At 70.8% G+C, this 3,952-nt stretch carries 3 protein-coding genes and 1 pseudogene; 1 reads left to right on the top strand and 3 read right to left on the bottom strand.

The annotated features are described in order from the left end of the window. Positions 1-17 precede the first annotated feature (17 nt). A complete protein-coding gene (locus KBX53_RS25155) occupies positions 18-458 on the bottom strand; it encodes a carboxymuconolactone decarboxylase family protein (protein ID WP_030336582.1) in 441 nt (146 codons plus the stop codon). 207 nt (positions 459-665) lie between these two features. Here KBX53_RS25155 and KBX53_RS25150 point away from each other — a divergent pair. Further along, positions 666-2,214: pseudogene (locus tag KBX53_RS25150) on the top strand (alkaline phosphatase). Between the two features lie 66 nt (positions 2,215-2,280). Here the strand turns inward: KBX53_RS25150 and KBX53_RS25145 are convergent. Continuing rightward, positions 2,281-3,459 carry an acyltransferase gene (locus KBX53_RS25145; RefSeq protein WP_210861980.1) on the bottom strand — a complete coding sequence of 393 codons (1,179 nt, stop codon included), beginning with the start codon at positions 3,457-3,459 and terminating at the stop codon, positions 2,281-2,283. A gap of 293 nt (positions 3,460-3,752) precedes the next feature. Beyond that, on the bottom strand, positions 3,753-3,952 hold a 200-nt coding region (locus tag KBX53_RS25140), incomplete at its 5' end, for an ArsR family transcriptional regulator (RefSeq protein WP_210861978.1).

Raw genomic sequence — 3,952 nt, 5'->3', positions numbered from 1 at the left:
TGCTGCCGCCTGGGTGGTCACGCCTGGGCCGGAGGCTCCAGCCGCATCGTCACCCCGATCCGATTCCACACGTTGATTGTGGCAATCGCGATGACCAGGTCGGCCAGTTCCTTCTCCGACCAGACCTTCGCGGCGTCATCCCACACCTCGTCCGGCACCCCGTGCTCGCCGAGCCGGGTGACCGCGTCGGTGAGGGCCAACGCGGCCCGTTCCCGCTCGTCGAAGAAGGGCGACTCGCGCCAGGTGGCGACCGCGAACAGCCGCCGGCTCGATTCGCCGCCGGCGAGCGCGTCCCGGCTGTGCATGTCCACGCAGTACGCGCACCCGTTGATCATCGACGCCCGGAGCTTCACCAGCTCCAGCACCGTGTGGTCGACGTTCGTCTGGACGTACTTCTCCAACCCGAGGACGGCCTTGTACGCCTGCGGCACGACCTCGGTCGGGTTCATCCGTTGCACGACTACCTCCTGATCGGTTCCGACACCCATACGACGGTTGCGCCGGGCGGGGCGTGACAACCGGGACTGTGACCCCGCTCATGCCGGCGGCGATCGGGGGCGACTGACGACCGACGGCCGGCGTTCGCGTCCGCGTCACCCGGGCCGCCGCTCACTGTCACCTCCGCCCGATAGACCCACGGGGTCAACCCATGATCGGGAGGAAGCATGACCGAGCTTGATCGACGTACCCTGCTGCGCACCGGCCTGATGGTCGGCGCCGGAGCCGCCGGCGGCGCGCTGCTGGGCGGTGCCGGCGCGAACGCCGCCCCGGCCTGGCGCCCGGCGGCGCGCCCGGTGCTCACCCACGGGGTGCAGAGCGGCGACGTGACCGCGGACTCGGCGCTGGTCTGGACGGGCCGACCGGCCGGGCCGGATGCTGGTCGAGGTGAGCCGACGACCGGACTTCCGGGGGGCGCGTCAGCTGCGCGGTCCGGTGCTCACCCCGAACGGCGACTTCACCGGGAAGGTCCGGCTGCGGGGCCTGCCGGACGCCGAGCGGCTGCACTACCGGGTGCGGGTGGAGAGCCTGGATCGGCACGGGGTGGTCAGCGAGCCGCTGACCGGGACGCTGACCACCGCGCCGGGACGGCACCGCCGACGTGACGTGAAGTTCGTCTGGACCGGCGACGTGGTCGGGCAGGGCTGGGGCATCGCCCCCGACTTCGGCGGCATGTCGATCTTCCGGGCGATGCGGCAGGCCCGACCGGACTTCTTCCTGTGCAGCGGCGACACGGTGTACGCCGACGGCCCGCTGGTCGAGTCGGTGACGCTGCCCGACGGGCGGATCTGGCGCAACCTGGTCACACCGGAGAAGAGCAAGGTCGCCGAGACGCTGGCCGAGTATCGCGGGCAGTTCGCCTACAACCTGCTCGACGAGCACCTGCGGGAGTTCGCCGCGGCGGTGCCGCAGATCAACCAGTGGGACGACCACGAGGTCCTGAACAACTGGTACCCGGGCGAGATCCTGGACGACCCGCGCTACACCGAGCGGCGGGTGGACGTGCTCGCCGCGCGGGCCCGCCAGGCGTTCAACGAGTGGCTACCGGTGCCGGTCGACGGGCCGATGTACCGGCGGCTGTCGTACGGGCCGTCGCTTGACGTGTTCGTGCTCGACATGCGCACCCACAAGGACCCGAACGACGGCAACACGTACGCCGACCCGAAGCGTGGTCTGCTCGGCCGGCAGCAGCGGGAGTGGCTGATCCGGGAGCTGAAGCGCTCCACGGCGACCTGGAAGGTGATCGCCAACGACCTGCCGATCGGAGTGGTGGTGCCGGACGGTCCGGGCGCGCAGGAGGGTGTCGCGCAGGGCGACCCGGGTGCGCCGGCGGGTCGGGAGCTGGAGTTCGCCGAGGTGCTGCGGGCCACCCACCGGGCCGGGGTGACCGGCATGGTCTTCCTCACCGCCGATGTGCACTACTCCGCCGCGCACCACTACGACCCGTCCCGCGCGGCGGTCGGCGACTTCACCCCGTTCTGGGAGTTCGTCTCCGGCCCGGCGCACGCCGGCGCGTTCGGCCCGAACGCGTTGGACGGCACGTTCGGGCCCCGGGCGGCCTTCGTGCACGCGCCGCCGGTGGCCAACACGTCTCCGGCGGAGGGCTTCCAGCACTTCGGTGAGGTCACCATCGACGGTGAGTCCGAGGCCCTGACGGTCCACCTGCGCGACCGGGACGGCGCCTCGCTGTGGAGCACCACCCTCCCGGCCCCCTGACCACAGCTCGTTGATCGTGAGGTTGGCGGGGCGGACTGGGCAACCTGCCGTCCGCCAACCTCATGATCAGCGGCGGTCGCCGCCGGGAGTGAGGACCGGCAGGGCGGGCACCGTCCGCTCGTTGGAGTCGGCCGACATGGAGGGCTCGGGGGTCGTCGGCGCGGGGGACGTCGGCGTGGCGGCCGGTGTGGCGGGGACCACCTTTCCCCGGCCGGAGAACCGGCGTCCCACCCCGATCATCGGCTGCTCCACCCAGCGGTAGAGCAGATCGGCGGCGAGCAGACCGACCACCGTGGTGGCGACGAACAACCGGGTGCTGTGCCCGGCGTACGACGGGACCAACGCGATCACCGTCGTCATGGCGAGGTACTGCACCAGGTACAGCGAGTAGGAGCGTTCGCCCACGAACACCAGCGGTCGCCAGGAGAGCAGCTTCGTCGGCAGGCCCGAGGCCAGCATGGCCGGGAGCAGCACCGCCACCGCCACCGCGTAAACGCCGATCATCAACTCCGAGTGACCGTCCTCGGCGGGCGGCCAGTACGGCAGCGACAGGTGCACGGCGACGAACCCGACGAGTACGGCGAGGGACGCCACCGGATGGGTCAACGGCCGGAACAGCGCGTACCCCCGGGGGTGGTGCATGACGACCGCCAGCAGACAACCCACCAGGATCGACACGTAGTGGATCGGCCAGTAGGGCCAGTCCTTCTCGAACGGGATCAGCGCGACCAGAGCGGCGATGGCCAGCAGCGTCACCGCCATCCGGCGTAGGAACGCGGTGCGGACGAACACGAAGGCGAGCAGCGGCCAGACCAGGTAGAACTTCCACTCGATCGCGATCGTCCAGGAGTGCGGGAACGCCTGGTTCGGCGCGAACTCGTTGACCATGAGCAGGTAGAACGGCATCGACTCGCGCAGCCTCGCGCTGGCGCCGTTGAGGTGCGCGAGGGCGTACGTCGCGGCGAGCACCACCAGGTAGACCGGCAGGATCCGGAAGATGCGCCGGACGTAGAAGGACCGCAGCGACACCCGCCCCCGCGACTCCTCCTCGCGCAGCATCAGCGTGGTGATCAGGAAGCCGGAGAGCACGAAGAACAGTTGGACGCCGACCCAGCCGGACAGCCAGGTCCATCGCGGCCCCCCGAAGTGGAAGGCGACGACGATCACCGCGGCGATCGCACGGAGCCCGTCGAGGGCAGGAAACCGGCGCATCGCTCGGTATTCGGCGTAACTTATCGTGGCCACCCGCTGAATTCTGGGGAGCGGCACACAACGCGTCAAGGCGGCTCTCTGACGCCGCCTCGCTCCGGAACGCCACCCTCCCCGTGACCCCGAGCCGTCGAGCGGGGCGACAACTCCTTGATCAACAACGGTTGGGTGCCGGTCTTGCCAGCGCCGTTCGGCCCGGGCAGGCCGAACAGCTCCCCGTTGCCGACCGTCAGGTCGACGCCGCGGACCGCCTGGACCTTACGACGCTGTGATCCGCAGGCTAGGAGCGACGGGACGGGTGGGAAACGGATTCGGATCGAGCCGAATGCTCAGGCCGAGGCGTCCGCCGGCTCGTCACCGACGAGCTGTACCAGTGCCAGACCGGCCGGTTCCAGGCCGTACAACACCCGCCGGCCCACCCGGCGACGATGCACCACACCGGCGGCCAGCAGCGCGGAGAGCTGCTCCGACACCGTGCTCGGGGCGAGCCCCAGAGCGGCCGCGAGGCCAGCGGTGGTGGCTGGCCGCG

The organism is Micromonospora sp. M51, assembly GCF_018070305.1.
In the GTDB taxonomy this organism is placed as follows: Bacteria; Actinomycetota; Actinomycetes; order Mycobacteriales; family Micromonosporaceae; genus Micromonospora; species Micromonospora parva.
This window is presented reverse-complemented; position numbering and strand designations above follow the sequence as displayed.